The organism is Kribbella sp. NPDC003557, from assembly GCF_040610805.1.
GTDB lineage: Bacteria > Actinomycetota > Actinomycetes > Propionibacteriales > Kribbellaceae > Kribbella.
In genome coordinates this window covers 103,478-117,430 of the sequence record NZ_JBEXMY010000001.1, presented here as the reverse complement: position 1 = coordinate 117,430, position 13,953 = coordinate 103,478, and the positions used below count along the sequence as shown (strand labels likewise).

The window sequence follows — 13,953 nt, the reverse complement described above, 5'->3', positions numbered from 1 at the left end:
ATGCGGTTGCGGCGCAGTCATCCGGACGAAGCGGGGTTCAGCCGTCGGCGGCGCGGGCGTGGATTCAGCTATCTCGATGCTGACGGCAACGGTATCGAGGACACCGACGTGGTGGAGCGGATCCGGACGCTGGCGATCCCGCCGGCCTGGGAGGACGTGTGGATCTGCCCCTTTCCGAACGGGCACATCCAGGCCGTCGGGACGGACGAGGCCGGGCGCCGGCAGTACCTGTACCACGACGACTGGCGGACGGCGCAGGACGCGGACAAGCACGACCGGGTCCGGCAGTTGGCGCGCAAGCTGCCCGCCTTCCGGGAGGCGGTCGACGAGGACCTGTGCGCGAAGGGGCTGCAACGGCAACGGGTTCTCGCGGTCGCGTTGCGGATGCTCGACTACGGCGTCTTCCGGACGGGCAACACGCAGTACGCCGAGGAGTACGGCAGCCGGGGCGCGGCCACCTTGCTGCGCGACGACGTCCGGCTCAGCCACGGGAAGCTGGTGTTCGACTTCCGTGCGAAGGGCGGGCAGCGGCGCACGCTCGAGCTGGACGACGACAACCTGGTCGCGGCGGTGCGATCGCTGAAACGCGCCCGGCACGGGAAGGACCGGCTGCTGGTGTATCGCGAGGACGGCGAGTACCACGAGCTCGACGCCGGGATGATCAACGACCGGTTCCAGGAGCTGGTCGGCGAGGACTTCACCGTGAAGGACCTGCGGACCTGGACCGCGACCGTGCACGCCGCGGTCGACCTGGCCGCGGCGGATCCGCCGACCACGAAGAAGGCGCTGAACGCGGCGGTGAAGGACATGCTCGAGGAGGTCTCCGAGCACCTGGGCAACACACCGGCCGTGGCGCGGGCGTCGTACGTCGATCCGCGCGTCGTCGAGCAGTACGAGCACGGCCGCACGATCGCGGGCACCGTGGACCGCGTCGGCGACGATCTGTCCGACGAGGAGATCCGGGTCAAGCTGGAACGCGCGGTGAACAAGGTCCTGGACCAGGACCGGCGCGAGTAGGCCTCACCGCTTGATCGCTGCCACCACGGCCGGCGCCGGAGCGAGGGCGGTCACCGGCTGCAGGGACTCGACCGCCAACGGATGTTCCTGGTCCGTGATGGTTTCGAGGTGGTGCAACAGGATGCCTTCGCGCAGCGCCCAGGGCGAGACCACGAGGTTCTTGATGTCGAGGGTCGTCATCGCCGCGTTCGCGATCACGGCGCCGGCCAGACTCTGCCGGGCGCGGTACTGCGAGATGCCGCGCAGACGGGCCCGGTCCGCGCTGGACATGGCGGCCAGCCGCGGCAGCCAGCGGCGTACGTCCTTCCGGGTCAGCGAACGGCGCACGAACGGGCCGCGCCGCTGCGGCGGGGCGCCGGCCAGCCGGGCCAGCTGCTTGAAGGTCTTCGAACTGCCGATGACCTGCTTCGGGTCGCCCTCCCACAGCAAGCGGTCGGAGACCTGACGCAAGGTAGTACGTACGTAGTGGCGCAGCTCGTGCAGCTGAGCCAGGCTCGGTGGGTCGTCGGGCAGGAAGGTCCGGGTGAGACGACCGGCGCCCAGCGGCAGCGAGACGGCCACATCGGGCTGCGCGTCACGGCCGAGCGCGATCTCCATCGAGCCGCCGCCGATGTCCAGCACCAGCAACCGGCCCGCCGACCAGCCGTACCACCGGCGTACGGCCAGGTAGGTCAGCCGCGCCTCGTCCTCGCCGCTGAGGAACCGCGGCTGGACGCCGGTCTCGGAGCTGAGCCGGGCCGCGATGTCGCCGGCGTTCGTGGCGTCGCGGATCGCGGACGTGGCGAACGCGTACAGCCGGTCGACCTGGAGGTCACGGGCGACGGTCGCCGCCATCCGCACACCGTCGATCACCCGGTCGATGCCGTCATCGGCGATCGAGCCGTCCGGCTGCAGCGCCTCGCCGAGCAGGATGCGCTGCTTGAAAGCATGAGTGGGGAGCGGGGGCGCGCCCGGAACCGCCTCCGTCACCTGGAGTTGCGCGGTGGTCGATCCGATGTCCAGTACGCCGATCTTCATGGCGCGCCGGTTCCCTCCGCGCGGGCCCGGTACTCCTGGTTGCTCAGCGTGGCGAAGTGTTCGGCGGGGTACCGGGTCGTTCGTGAGCGAGAACGAGTGCCTGATCGACGCGAGCGTCGACGACGTGTTCGCGATCCTGACCGACGGCTGGTCGTACGCCGCGTGGGTGGTCGGCGCGTCCCGGATCCGGGACGTCGACGCGCCGTGGCCCGAGGCCGGCGGGCGGATCCACCACTCGGTGGGCGCCTGGCCGCTGGTGATCGACGACACCACGACGGCCTTGGAGTACGAGCCCGCGCGGCGACTGAAACTGCAGGTCCGGGTGTGGCCGGCAGGCCACGGGGAGGTCGAGTTCGTCGCGACCGAGACCCCGACCGGCTGCCGGCTGGTGATGACCGAGAAGGCGACCAGCGGACCGATCTCCTTGCTGCCGACGGCCGTCGCGGACGTGGCGCTGCACCCGCGCAACGCGGAAAGCCTGCGTCGGCTCAAACTCCTCGCCGAGAAGCAGTCCAAGGCCTGAGCGGCCGGCGCAACCCTAGACAGCCTCCGGAATGCGAACGGTTTCGTTCGGTTTCGTTCGAGGTTGCCGCACGGTGGGAGACTGACTGGGAGGGCGGTCGACTTCGCAGCCGGTTGAGCATTCACCCCCCGCAAGCTCCCTGCACTGTGCGAGGCCGGCCGCCTGGACATGTTCACCTGTCTCCGTACTCGGCCGGGACCGGCGTACCGGCATGCCTGCGCACACCGTTGCGTGGCGGCCGGATCCGCGGGTACCGGCGGAGGAGGACGAAAGGGTGAGACAGTCGTGAGGTTCATGACGTGGAACGTCTGGGGACGGTTCGGCGACCGGTGGCTGCGCCGGCAGCGGGCGATCTCCGAAACGGTACGGGCGCAACGACCGGATTTCGTTGCACTGCAGGAAACCTGGCGTGCCGACGGCCGCTCGCAGACCCATCAGCTGGGGTTCGAGCTGGGCATGTCGCCGGCGTTCGCTCCGTCCCGCATGCCGCGGGACCCCGACCCCGACGTACGTCTCGGACTGGGCATCCTGAGCCGCTTTCCCTTGCGTGAGGTCGAGCAGCACAGCCTGTCGGAGGGCACCGTCGCGCTCCGGGCGGAGATCCGCCTGGGTACGCAGAGCCTGCACTTCATCACGAGCTGCCTGGACTGGGAGGAGAACCACGAACGCGAGCGCCTCGCACAGGCCGAGTCGCTGGCCGCGCTGGTGTCCGAGCTCAGTGCGGGCGGTGACGAGGTGGTCGTGGCCGGCGACCTGAACGCGCCGCCCGACCGACCGGAGCTCAAACCACTGCTGGCCGTACTCGACGACTGCTGGCAGCCCAACGGCCACGACGGTGCGACGTACAGCTCCCGCAACCCGTATCTCGGGCACGGCGAATGGCTCGAGGACAACCGCATCGACTACATCCTCGCCAACGACGGACTGGCCTCCCACAAAACCCGTCTCGTCGGCTACAACGAGGACCACGGCCGCCCACCGTCGGACCACTACGCGGTCGTCACCGACGTACCACTGCGCTGAGCCGACCGATGCACACCGAGCGGGTAGGTCCTGAACGCCTCCGCTCGGTGTTCGACGGAACCGCCGCCGGAACAGTCGGGCTCGAGGAAGAGATCCTGCTCGTACGGCGGGGAAGCTGGGCGCCCGCGGAGGCCGCCGGTGTGGTGGCGGAGATCGGCGACCCCAGGGTGAAACAGGAGCTGCCGGCGTGCCAGGTCGAGATCGCGACCTCGGTGCACGCGAACCCTGCGGACGCGGTCGACGAGCTGCGCTGGGGTCGCGCCCGGATCGCGGCCGCCTGCGGTGCGGAGGTGGTTCCGATCGCCGCGCCGGTCCACCCGCTGGCAGACCTCCCGGTCACGCTCGCGCCGACCGATCGCGCGCAGGCACTGGCATCCCGGTACGGCGAGTCGATCGGGCGGCAACTGGTGTCGTCGGTGCAGATCCATCTGGCCTTCGGCGACGCCGACTGCACGCTGGGCGTCTATCACGCGCTGCGAGACCTCCTGCCGGAACTGGCCGCGCTGGCCGGTGCCGCGCCCTTCGCCGGTGGGCGGGACACCGGGTTGTGCTCGGTCCGGCCGGTGATCGCCGCCGAGCTGCCGCGTCAGGGTGTGCCGCCGGTCATCGCGTCGTGGGAGCAGTACGCCGACGACCTCGGCTGGGCGGTTCGCGGGCGGGAGTCCGAGTGGTGGTGGGAGCTCCGCCCACACCTGCGTTACGGCACGCTCGAGCTGCGCGTGCTCGACGTACAGGTCGTATCGGAGTGGACGTACGCCATCGTCCAGTTCGTGTACGCCCTCGCCGCCCGGCTGGCCGCTCTGCACCACCTCGGCGAGTTGTTGCCCCCAGCACCGACCTGGCGAATCGCGGAGAACCGCTGGGCCGCGTTGCGGTACGGCGTCCGCGGCGAGCTGCTCGACCTCCGCACCGGCGCATCCCGCCCGACCAGCCGCTGCCTGCACGACCTGATCGACGCCGCGGAGCCCTACGCGGCGGAAGGCCTCGATGACGTACGGGCAGTGCTCGCCCATCCGCCCGTGGAACATCTTCGGGCACTCGGCCCGGACAGGACCGTGCCCTGGCTGGCGGAGGTGTTCAGTCGGGAGAGTGCGGCGGCTTTCGGGTGAGGGTGTGGGTACCGTCGCAGAGGGGTGGGATGCTGGTGCGGCCGCAGCGGCAGAGGGCGATGGTTCGGCGGGGTGTGGAGAGCGGGGCGCCGTTCTCGTCCAGGAGCTCGAAGTCGCCGCGGACCAGCAGCGGGCCTTCCGGGTAGGCACGGATCTCGGTCATGGTGTCGCGGTACCCATGGTTATCCGGCGGGTACCGGTCCCTCATGCAGCTACCACCGCCGCGCGGGCCGCTCACCGCCTGGCTGAACGACAGACTCACACACAGCGACACCACGAGCGGCGACGTTCCCGAGGTCGGTGTCCGCGAACTTCCGTACGCCGACGACGACCTGCAGCTGGCGCTGTGGGTCGCCTACGAGCTGCAGTATCGCGGCTTCGACGGCGTGGACGCCGAGCGGCAGTGGGATTCCGCGGTCATCGCGTTCCGGACCCGGCTGGAGCGGCCGTGGATCGACTGGTTGCAGGCGACCTGCGGGGTCTCACCGGACCAGCGGCCGGTCGCGGAACAGTTGCGGGCCTTGATCGACAGCGCCGACAGCACCGACGGTCCGCGGTTCGCGCCGTACCTGCGCCGGCACGCGACGCGTGAGCAGTTCCGCGAGTTCGTGCTGAACCGGTCCGTGTACCAGCTCAAGGAGGCCGATCCGCACAGCTTCGGCATCCCGCGGCTGGAGGGCGCGGCGAAGGCGGCGCTGGTCGAGATCGAGGCGGACGAGTACGGCGGCGGCCGGCCCGAGCGGATGCATTCGGAGCTGTTCCGTACGACGATGCGCTGGCTCGGCCTCGACGACACGTACGGCCGCTACGTGCCCGACGTACCGGCGGTCACGCTGGCGCTGTCGAACGTGATGTCGCTGTTCGCGATCCACTGCCGCTGGACCGGCGCGCTCCTCGGCCACCTCGCCGCGCTCGAGATGACCTCGACCCTGCCGAACCGCCAGTACGCGACCGGAGCCATCCGCCTCGGGGCGTCCGAGGACCAGGCCCGCTACTTCACCGAGCACGTCGAGGCCGACGCGGTCCACGAACAGATCGCGGCCCACGACCTGTGCGGCAACTACGTCCGCCAACACCCCGACGCCCTCCCCGACGTCCTCTTCGGCGCCCACTGCGCCCTCACCCTCGACAACCTCTTCGCCGACACCCTCCTCACCAGCTGGACCACTCCACCAGCCCGCCGCTGCGGCTGACGTCCGGCTCCCGGTCATCGACGGCCACGACCTGGTCGGCATGCTGGCGCAGGCCGACGTCATCCAGGCGGCCCCGGGCCGCGCCGGCCGGACGGTCAGCGAGATCTCCGAATCCCGCTGACCACTCCCGACGGGAGTCACGTGGTCCGGCCTTCACACGCAGTGCGGTGCCCGCCGTACGTCACCGGACGTCGCGGATTCGGGGCGGGTACCGGGTGGTGGAGAAGGTGACGGACATGGACGAACAGCTTGATCAGGAGCGGCCGCGGCGGGTTTCGGCGGATCCTACGGTGGCGCGATTCACGCCGTACCGGTCGCCGTGCCGGTCGGGGGCCCGGTCGGCGACGAGCCGCGCGTTGCCCTGGCAACGGCAGCGGACCCGGTCGCACCGGTTCAAGCGGGCCGGCTGACGGCGGTTTTGTGGGTCTGGGGGCCGGGCACCGGGAATCAATGGGCAGGAAAGTGTTGCGTTCGGCGTTCGGGACAGTGGCGCTCGGGCTGGCGGTTGCCGTCCCGGTGCAGGCGTACGGCGCGGATCCGGGGCCGTCGCCGACGGTCGGGTCGACGAACTCGCCGGCGGCTGATCCTCCGGGCTCGGCCGACTCGAGTCCTGACGACTACGACAAGGCGGTCTGGGTTGTGGTGGGCGCCGGGATCGTCGTCGTACTGGTCGCCGGCGGCACGTTCTTCCTGCTGCGGACGCGCCGGATCGACATGCAACAGCGGAGTGCTCCCTCGGAGAGGGAGCACCACCGGCAGTAGGGGTTCAGGAATTGCGGGGGAGTTGCTCGTCCGGGTCCTCGTCGGGATCCGGTTCGGGCTCCGGGAACGGGTTCAGATCGGGATCGTCGCCGCCGGGGCGGTCCGGATCGGGCAGTGGGGGGACCGGGCCTGGCGGGTTGGGGATGGTAGTCATGTCTGCCTCCTTGCGAGCCGACGTGATGACGCTCCGGTGCCCGTCGGGGCGCACTCCATGCGCCTGCTTGTCCGGCGCCGACGCCGGGTACCGGACGGGCGGAAGGGAGTGTGACCACCATGCCGGCAGGATCGAGCCGTAAGCGTGAACGGCAGTACGAGCACATCAAGGCGGGCCTGAAGGAACGCGGCCGCAGCGAGGACACCGCCGAGGAGATCGCGGCGCGCACCGTGAACAAGGAACGGGCCCGCTCCGGTGAGGCGAAGGAGAAGAGCCGGTCGTCGACCCACGACATCTCGTCGGGGCGCCGTGGTGGTCTGCGGTCGCACAGCGGGTCGAAGGGCCGGACGAAGGAACAGCTCTACAACGAGGCGAAGCAGAAGAACATCAAGGGCCGCTCCTCGATGAGCAAGGCCGAGCTCGCCAAGGCCGTCGGCCGCTAGCCGCACCGACCGCCCTGGTGGCGGCCGGGCCCCGGCGAGACCGGTGCCCGGGCAGCCGCCGGGAGGCTGCTAGGCCGACAGTGCTAGTTGCAGGCGGCCCATGATCGTGCGGAGGCGCCGGGAGACCTGCATCTGGCTGACACCGAGTTCGGCGCCGATCTCCGCCTGGGTCAGGTGGTCGACGAAACGCCTGCGCAGGATCAGCCGATCGCGCTCGGGCAGTTCGTTGACCACCGGCCACAGCGAATGCACCTGGTCGACCAGCTCGTAGGTGTTGCGCGGGTCGGCGATCTGCCCACCGAGGTTCCAGCTGCCCTCCGACGCCCGCTCGGCGTCCAACGAGGTCGGCTGGAAACAGCCCCGCGCCTGCTCCGCCGCCCGGATCTCGGCGGCGTCGATGCCGGTCGCCTCCGCGAGTTCGGCGTACGTCGGCCAGTGCCCGAGGTCGACCGCCAGCGCGGTCTGGACGCTGTTCACCCGGGCCTGGACCTCCTGCAGCCGGCGCGGGAGTTTGATCGCCCACGCGTTGTCCCGGAAGTGGTGCCGGATCCCGCCGCGGATCGTCGGCACGGCGTACGACCGGAAGTCCGAGCCGTCGCTCGGCTGGTAGTTGCGCACGGCCCTGATCAGGTGCTCGACGGCGATCTGCTCGAGATCCTCGGCGTCCACTCCGCGGCCGCGGAACCGCCGGGCCAGCGTCCGGGCCAGCGGGAGGCCGGCGACGACGGCTTCGTCGAGGAGGTCGTCCCGCCGTCGTCCCCGCGCGGCGTGTGCGTTCCGGAGCAACTGCTCCAACCGGCGGGATTCGGTACGACGCGAGGAAACTGTGACTGGACTGCTCGGTGCCATGTGTGGGCCCTGTCCGTGTCCGTCCCGGTGGGCTGCGGCAGCGGGTTGTACCGCGACCAGGACTCCCTCCGGGTACCCGCGCACGCGCACCTGAACCCGGCACCGGCCGCCGGTTTGCCGTCGGCACCCGGGGGCACCGGCCGGAGATGGGACGGATCGACCGGATCGCGGAGCCTTGGGGGACACGGACGCCGTACGGGCGGGGGGAGGACTGGCCGCAGCGGGTCGATCTGCGCCTGGACGACGGACTGGAGCCGGCGGACGTCGACGACTGGGTGCAGTCGGCAACGATCCTGCACTCCAACGGCGACGGCCTCGACATCGCGGTGAAGGACGGCCGGATCGTCGGCGTCCGGGGGCGGGCCGCCGACCGGGTGAACCACGGCCGGCTCGGGCCGAAGGACCTGTTCGGCTACCAGGCCAACCACTCGCCCGATCGGCTGACGACGCCGTTGATCCGCCGCGACGGGCAGCTCGTGGGGACCGACTGGGACACCGCGATGGCAGCCGTCGCCGGGCGCACGAAGGAACTGCTCGCCGAACGCGGTCCGAGCTCGGTCGGCTTCTACACGACCGGCCAGCTGTTCCTGGAGGAGTACTACACGCTCGCCCTGATCGGCCACGGCGGCATCGGCACCAACCACCTGGACGGCAACACCAGGCTGTGTACGGCGACCGCGGCGGCCGCGCTGAAGGAGTCGTTCGCGTGTGACGGCCAGCCCGGCTCGTACACCGATATCGATCACGCCGACGTCATCGCACTGTACGGGCACAACATGGCGGAGACCCAGACGGTGCTGTGGACCCGGATCCTCGACCGGCTCGCCGGCCCGAACCCGCCGCGGGTGCTGTGCGTGGATCCGCGCCGGACGCCGGTGGCCGACGCCGCGACGATCCATCTGGCGCCGAAGCCCGGGACGAACGTCGCGCTGATGAACGCACTGCTGCACGAGATCATCGCCAACGACTGGATCGACCGCGACTACGTCGACCGGAACACGGTCGGGTACGACGAACTCGCGAAGCAGGTCGCGGACTGCGATCCGCGATGGGCCGCCGGGATCTGCGACGTGGCGCCCGGTGACATCCGCGACGCGGCCCGCCTGCTCGGTACGGCGGAGCGCCTGCTGTCGACCGTCCTGCAAGGGTTCTACCAGTCCCATCAGGCGACCGCGGCCGCCGTCCAGGTCAACAACGTCAACCTGATCCGCGGAATGCTCGGCCGGCCGGGCTGCGGGATCCTGCAGATGAACGGCCAGCCGACGGCGGAGAACACCCGCGAGTGCGGCGCGGACGGCGACCTGCCGGGCTTCCGGAACTGGGCGAACGACGAGCAGGTCGCCGACCTGGCCCGGGTCTGGAACATCGAGCCGGAGCAGATTCCGCACTACTCCGAGCCGACGCACCTGATGCAGATGCTGCGGTACGTCGAGGACGGCTCGATCCGATTCCTCTACGTCAGTGGGACCAATCCCGCGGTCTCGTTGCCCGAGCTGCGCCGGATCCGCGACATCCTCACGCAGGAGCGGCTGTTCCTCGTCGTCCAGGACATCTTCCTGTCCGAGACCGCGCGGCTGGCCGACGTGGTGCTGCCGGCCGCGACGTGGGGCGAGAAGACGGGGACGTTCACCAACGCCGACCGGACGGTGCACCTGTCCGAGAAGGCGGTCGAGCCGCCGGGCACGGCGCGTGCGGACCTGGACATCTTCATCGACTACGCGCACCGGCTCGACCTGCGGGACAAGGACGGACAGCCGCTGGTGAAGTGGTCGGACGCCGAGGGCGCGTTCGAGGGGTGGAAGGCGTGCAGCGCGGGACGTCCATGCGACTACAGCGGGCTGAGCTACGCGAAGCTGCGGGGCGGGAGCGGGATCCAGTGGCCGTGCACCGAGGACCGTCCGGACGGGACCGAGCGGATCTACGTCGACGGTGAGTTCTGGAGCTCCCCGTCGTACTGCGAGAGCTACGGCAAGGATCTGGTCACGGGCGCGCCGTTGGACCCGGTCGAGTACCAGGCGATGAATCCGTCCGGCAAGGCGGTCCTGAAGGCCGCGGAGTACCTGCGTCCGCACGAGCCGGCGTCGCCGGAGTACCCGTACCTGCTGACCACCGGGCGGACGCTGTACCACTTCCACACCCGGACGAAGACGGGCCGCGTTCCGCAGTTGCGTGACGCAGCGCCGGACGTCTGGGTGGAGCTGTCGGCGTACGACGCGGAGCTGAACGGATGGGACGAGGGCGACCTGCTCCGGATCTCCACGGCGCGCGGACAGGTGCAGGCCCGGCTGCGGATCAGCGGCATCCGGCCGTCCACGCTGTTCCTGCCGTTCCACTACGGGGACTGGGATCTGGCGGACGGACACACCGGGCGGGCGGCGAACGAACTGACCGTCACCGACTGGGATCCGTGCTCGAAGCAACCGTTGTTCAAGTGCGCGGCGGCCCGGGCCGAGCGGATCGCCGTCGGTGACGGGCCGTCCCCGGCGCCGACCACGACGGCGTCGAGGCCTGTCACCGGCCGGGTTCCGCCCACGCGCGGCGGCGCGGACGCGGTCGTCGTGGACGACCTGACCGCGGAGGGAAGCGATCGATGACGAACAAGGTGGGCCTGGCGCTGCGTGAGCTGCATCGTGCCGAGAGCGATCTGGCGGCGGAGCTGTTGCACGCTTCGAGCCGGCACAAGCCGGACCACGACATCTTCTATCTCGGCCGGGATCTCGCGGTCTGGTCCCAGGACCACGTCCGGGCACTCGCGAAACACGGTGAGAACTACGACGTCCGGCTGGACCCGGAGCCGCACGAGGAAGCGGGTCTGCTGGCGGCCGCTCGGCATATGGGCGCGGAGCTGCTCGGCGGGCAGCACGACGCGGCGTTGCTGCTGCTCAGGGATCTGCGGGAGATCCACCGCAAGGCCGCCGGTGTGTCGCTCGACTGGGAGGTCCTGGCCCAGACCGCACAGGCGCTGAAGGACAACGAGCTGCTCGAGCTGACCAGGACCTGCCATCCGCAGACGCTGCGTCAGCTGCGCTGGGCGAACGCCTCGCTGAAGGCGAACGCCGCGCAGATCATGGTCACTCCGTAGGTTGCTGTTCGAGGACGTGCAGGACCGGTACGCCGAGGTGGCGGCGGGCCTGGGCGGACCAGTCGACGTGGAGGAGTTCGGCGATGACGTGCGGGCGGGTGAGGACGACGACCTCCTGCCCGTGCACGCGCGGGATGTAGTCGACGAGCTCGTCGACCGGGTGCCGGTGGGTGATGATGCCGTCCGCGTCCCGGTCGTAGGACCGCAAACGCCCGAGGCTGCGATCGAGGGCCGCGGTCGCCTGGGCGTCGACCGCTCGCTGCGCGTCGTCCGCGGCCCGCCGGACGTCCTCGTCGGGCCGGAACGCGTACCGCTGGCTCGGCATCCCGAACAGGTCGGACCCGGCGAGCCCGGTCAGGGAGGCCTCGACCTGGGCTTTCGCGTTCTCGCACGGAACCAGCACGTGGAACTTCACCGGGTCCGCCGTACCGGCGTACAACTCCACCAGCACCTTGGCATCCGCCGCGCTGATCTCTTCTTCGACCAGCACCAACACGTCGTACATCTGCACCACCTCGCCCACCCTGTACCCACCCGTAGGCGGTCTACGGCGTCGAGGATGCGACGCGCGAGCCTGTCGACCTGTTCAGTCGGTGCGGTAGCGGCGAAGCTTGTCCTCGTCGATGTCGACGCCGAGGCCGGGGCCCGGCCGGAGCGCGAGTTCGCCGTTCTCGATCCGCAGCGGTTCGGTGAGCAGGTCGTCGCTCATGTCGAGGAAGTTCGAGAGTTCGCCGGCGTGCAGGCTGCTGCGCTGGTGGGCGGCGCCGAACGCGACGCTGCAGATCGAGCCGAGCTGCCCGTCGATCTGGTTGCCCATGACAACTTCCAGCCCGAGGCCCTCGGCGAGGTGCAGGACCCGCTGGGATCCGGTGAAGCCGGTCCGCGCGGTCTTGACCGAGATCGCGGTGGCCGAGCCGCCGAGGACCTCCCGGGTCACCTCCGCGGGCGTGGTGGCGGACTCGTCGGCGATGAACGGTACGTCGAGTTGCCCGACCAGCCAGCGCCGCCCGAGGACGTCGTCGGCAGGGCTCAGCTCCTCGGCGAAGGCCAGGTCGAGGTCGGCCATCTGCCGCATGGCGCGCGCCGACTCCGACGGCGTCCAGCCGCGGTTGCCGTCGACGTACAGCACGATGTCCGGGCCGAGGCCTTCGCGCAGCGCGCGGACGACGGCGACGTCGAGCGCGGCCGGGCGGCGGCCGACCTTGACCTTGAACGTCGTGATGCCGTGCACCTCGCGCATCCGGGTGGCCTCCTCGACCATCGCGGCCGGCTCGTCGAAGCCGAGCATGTGCGAGACACGCATCCGGTCGGTGTAGCCGCCGAGCAGCTCCGACACGGGCAGGTCGAGGGTGCGGCCCAGGGCGTCCCAGACCGCCATGTCGATCGCGGCCTTGGCGGTCGGGTTGCCGACCGTGCGCCCGAGCAGCGCGGCCGTCCGTTCGCGGTCGGTGAGCGCGAGTCCCACCACCTGGGGCGCGAAGATCGTCTCGATCACCGCGATCACGCCGCGCTGGGTCTCGCCGTACGTGAACGGGCGCGGCGGCGCCTCGGCGACGCCCACCACACCGTCGTCGGTGTGCACCCGGACCAGGACGTGCTCGGCGACGTGAATCTCGCCGCTGGCGAAGCGCAGCGGCTTGCGGTACGGGATGCGGAACGGGATCGCGTCGATGGCGGTGATCTTCATGGCTGTCCTCGGGGTCAGGGCGGCTCAGGCCGGGTTCAGGTCGTAGAAGCCTTCGCGTTCGAGCACGTCGAGCGCCGCGGAGACCAGGGGCGAGGCGTGGCCGGCGGGCCAGGCCAGGGAGAGGTCGATGGTGGTCGGGTCCAGGACGTCGCGGAACACCACGCCGGTGAGCTGCATGCTGCGCACGGACTCCGGCACGAGCGCGACACCGAGGTTGGCCGCGACCAGCGCGAGAAGGGCGGCTGTGCCGGGTGCCCGATGCGTCACGGTAGGCGAGAATCCCGCCCGCCGGCAGGTGGCGACGACGGCCTCGTTGACGGCCGACCGCGCGTCGGCGTACCCGACGAACTCCTCGGCGGCGAGGTCGACGACGTCCAGGGCCGGCTCCGGGACCAGGCGGTGGTCGGCGGGGAGCGCGACGACCAGCGGCTCGCGCGTCAGCGTCCGGGTCTCGATGCCGGGCTCGACGACCGGCCCACGCAGTACGCCGAGGTCGAGGCGGCCGTCGAGCAGCCGCTCGACCTGGGCCGGCGTGAGCAGGTCGGCCTGCACCTCGAGGACGACGCCGGGCAGGGCCGCGCGGACCATCCGGGACAGGCGGGCGAGCTGGGTGAACGCGCTGGTCCCGGTGAACCCGACCCGCAGCAGGCCGCGGCGGCCGTGGGCGATGCTCTGCGCGCCGAGCACGCTCGCCTCGAGGTCCCCGAGGATGCGCCGGGTCTCACGGTGGAAGAACTCGCCGGCCGGCGTGAGCTGGACCTGCCGGGTCGTGCGGGTGAACAGCAGGACGCCTAGCTCGGCCTCCAGACGACGGATCGCCTGGGACAGCGCCGGCTGGGCGACGTGCAACCGCTCGGCGGCCTGGCTGAAATGACAGGTCTCGGCCACGGCGTCGAAGTACCGCAGCTGCTTGAGATCCATCGTCATGCCTTCACGCTAGATCGGGAGGTTTTCCCGACACAAAGACCAAATACCGCCTGATTCATAACAGCAGATTATCAATCAGGTGGGTAGGCCTGAGCCGCTCCGGTAGCGCCAGACATTTGCTTCCGCTTGAAGTTAATAGGCTGCAGGCGGTTGACAGCCTCTGGGCG

Annotated in this window: 16 protein-coding genes; 9 read left to right on the top strand and 7 right to left on the bottom strand. The window is 70.5% G+C overall.

What is annotated here, in order from left to right:
* Positions 1 to 1,017, top strand: coding sequence for a DNA topoisomerase IB (locus ABZW60_RS00530; RefSeq protein WP_355472513.1), 1,017 nt, complete (start codon positions 1 to 3; stop codon positions 1,015 to 1,017).
* Between the two features lie 3 nt (positions 1,018 to 1,020).
* On the opposite strand, the gene ABZW60_RS00525 is transcribed toward ABZW60_RS00530, so the two are convergent.
* Positions 1,021 to 2,034, bottom strand: coding sequence for a Ppx/GppA phosphatase family protein (locus tag ABZW60_RS00525; RefSeq protein WP_355472511.1), 1,014 nt, complete (start codon positions 2,032 to 2,034; stop codon positions 1,021 to 1,023).
* An 82-nt stretch (positions 2,035 to 2,116) separates the two neighbouring features.
* Between ABZW60_RS00525 and ABZW60_RS00520 the strand changes: the two genes are divergently transcribed.
* From ABZW60_RS00520 to ABZW60_RS00510, 3 genes are all read left to right on the top strand, one after another.
* The gene (locus ABZW60_RS00520; RefSeq protein ID WP_355472510.1) at positions 2,117 to 2,557 is read left to right on the top strand and encodes an SRPBCC family protein; all 441 of its coding nucleotides are present in this window, start codon (positions 2,117 to 2,119) and stop codon (positions 2,555 to 2,557) included.
* Positions 2,558 to 2,851: 294 nt separating this feature from the next.
* The gene (locus ABZW60_RS00515) at positions 2,852 to 3,580 is read left to right on the top strand and encodes an endonuclease/exonuclease/phosphatase family protein (RefSeq protein WP_355474470.1); all 729 of its coding nucleotides are present in this window, start codon (positions 2,852 to 2,854) and stop codon (positions 3,578 to 3,580) included.
* 8 nt (positions 3,581 to 3,588) lie between these two features.
* A complete protein-coding gene (locus ABZW60_RS00510; protein WP_355472508.1) occupies positions 3,589 to 4,689 on the top strand; it encodes a glutamate-cysteine ligase family protein in 1,101 nt (366 codons plus the stop codon).
* Here the strand turns inward: ABZW60_RS00510 and ABZW60_RS00505 are convergent.
* Positions 4,658 to 4,852, bottom strand: a complete 195-nt coding sequence (locus ABZW60_RS00505; protein WP_355472506.1) for a CDGSH iron-sulfur domain-containing protein — start codon at positions 4,850 to 4,852, stop codon at positions 4,658 to 4,660. The genes ABZW60_RS00510 and ABZW60_RS00505 overlap by 32 nt on opposite strands.
* 43 nt (positions 4,853 to 4,895) lie before the next feature.
* Between ABZW60_RS00505 and ABZW60_RS00500 the strand changes: the two genes are divergently transcribed.
* Positions 4,896 to 5,882, top strand: a complete 987-nt coding sequence (locus ABZW60_RS00500; protein WP_355472504.1) for an iron-containing redox enzyme family protein — start codon at positions 4,896 to 4,898, stop codon at positions 5,880 to 5,882.
* A gap of 450 nt (positions 5,883 to 6,332) precedes the next feature.
* A complete protein-coding gene (locus tag ABZW60_RS00495; protein WP_355472502.1) occupies positions 6,333 to 6,644 on the top strand; it encodes a hypothetical protein in 312 nt (103 codons plus the stop codon).
* 4 nt (positions 6,645 to 6,648) lie between these two features.
* Here the strand turns inward: ABZW60_RS00495 and ABZW60_RS00490 are convergent, their stop codons facing one another.
* The gene (locus ABZW60_RS00490) at positions 6,649 to 6,798 is read right to left on the bottom strand and encodes a hypothetical protein (RefSeq protein ID WP_355472501.1); all 150 of its coding nucleotides are present in this window, start codon (positions 6,796 to 6,798) and stop codon (positions 6,649 to 6,651) included.
* A 119-nt stretch (positions 6,799 to 6,917) separates the two neighbouring features.
* On the opposite strand from ABZW60_RS00490, the gene ABZW60_RS00485 reads away from it, so the two are divergent.
* Complete coding sequence (locus tag ABZW60_RS00485) at positions 6,918 to 7,241, top strand: plasmid stabilization protein (RefSeq protein WP_355472499.1); 324 nt, start codon at positions 6,918 to 6,920, stop codon at positions 7,239 to 7,241.
* 69 nt (positions 7,242 to 7,310) lie between these two features.
* Here ABZW60_RS00485 and ABZW60_RS00480 read toward each other — a convergent pair whose 3' ends face one another.
* On the bottom strand, positions 7,311 to 8,036 hold the full coding sequence (locus tag ABZW60_RS00480; protein ID WP_355472497.1) for a sigma-70 family RNA polymerase sigma factor: 726 nt from the start codon (positions 8,034 to 8,036) through the stop codon (positions 7,311 to 7,313).
* Between the two features lie 200 nt (positions 8,037 to 8,236).
* On the opposite strand from ABZW60_RS00480, the gene ABZW60_RS00475 reads away from it, so the two are divergent.
* Together ABZW60_RS00475 and ABZW60_RS00470 are read left to right on the top strand one after the other, a co-directional pair.
* Positions 8,237 to 10,684: a nitrate reductase gene (locus ABZW60_RS00475; protein WP_355472495.1), complete on the top strand. Its 2,448-nt coding sequence runs from the start codon at positions 8,237 to 8,239 to the stop codon at positions 10,682 to 10,684.
* Positions 10,681 to 11,172 carry a hypothetical protein gene (locus tag ABZW60_RS00470; RefSeq protein WP_355472493.1) on the top strand — a complete coding sequence of 164 codons (492 nt, stop codon included), beginning with the start codon at positions 10,681 to 10,683 and terminating at the stop codon, positions 11,170 to 11,172. Before ABZW60_RS00475 ends, ABZW60_RS00470 begins: the two co-directional genes overlap by 4 nt.
* Here ABZW60_RS00470 and ABZW60_RS00465 read toward each other — a convergent pair.
* The 3 genes from ABZW60_RS00465 to ABZW60_RS00455 all read right to left on the bottom strand — a co-directional run bounded on the left by ABZW60_RS00465 (position 11,162) and on the right by ABZW60_RS00455 (position 13,786).
* The gene (locus ABZW60_RS00465; RefSeq protein ID WP_355472491.1) at positions 11,162 to 11,677 is read right to left on the bottom strand and encodes a hypothetical protein; all 516 of its coding nucleotides are present in this window, start codon (positions 11,675 to 11,677) and stop codon (positions 11,162 to 11,164) included. The genes ABZW60_RS00470 and ABZW60_RS00465 overlap by 11 nt on opposite strands.
* Positions 11,678 to 11,758: 81 nt before the next feature.
* A complete protein-coding gene (locus ABZW60_RS00460; RefSeq protein WP_355472489.1) occupies positions 11,759 to 12,859 on the bottom strand; it encodes an enolase C-terminal domain-like protein in 1,101 nt (366 codons plus the stop codon).
* A gap of 24 nt (positions 12,860 to 12,883) precedes the next feature.
* Complete coding sequence (locus tag ABZW60_RS00455; protein WP_355472487.1) at positions 12,884 to 13,786, bottom strand: LysR substrate-binding domain-containing protein; 903 nt, start codon at positions 13,784 to 13,786, stop codon at positions 12,884 to 12,886.
* Positions 13,787 to 13,953: the final 167 nt, after the last annotated feature.